The organism is Staphylococcus rostri (assembly GCF_002902145.1).
In the GTDB taxonomy this organism is placed as follows: domain Bacteria; phylum Bacillota; class Bacilli; order Staphylococcales; family Staphylococcaceae; genus Staphylococcus; species Staphylococcus rostri.
On the sequence record NZ_PPRF01000131.1, the window covers coordinates 1 to 352 of the forward strand.

Genomic DNA, 352 nt, shown 5'->3' on the forward strand with positions numbered 1-352 from the left:
GATTTTACCAAGCAAAAACCGAGTGAATAGCGAAAGCTTGAAACTAAAATTATCGCTAGTCGTCAAATGACGACTCACATAATTAATAACTGGTGGATATTGGTGTCGTTAATAGCGATTGCCAATCATCACAAAGTTTGGATTGAAAGCATTTGCAGTCTATGAATTTCTTGATGAGTGCAGCGAAGATTACTAGTCGTAACTGAGCAAGCGAAGAAAGAAATGAAGACGAATGCGAAGGCTTGCCAAGACAAACACAAAGATTAAGTTATTAAGGGCGCACGGTGAATACCTTGGCACTAGAAGCCGAAGAAGGACGTTACTAACGACGATATGCTTTGGGGAGCTGTAA

Annotated in this window: 1 rRNA gene; it reads left to right on the plus strand. The window is 40.3% G+C overall.

The features are described 5' to 3' along the window. Nucleotides 1-261: 261 nt before the first annotated feature. A 23S ribosomal RNA gene (locus CD122_RS11410) occupies nt 262-352 on the plus strand; the annotation flags it as partial.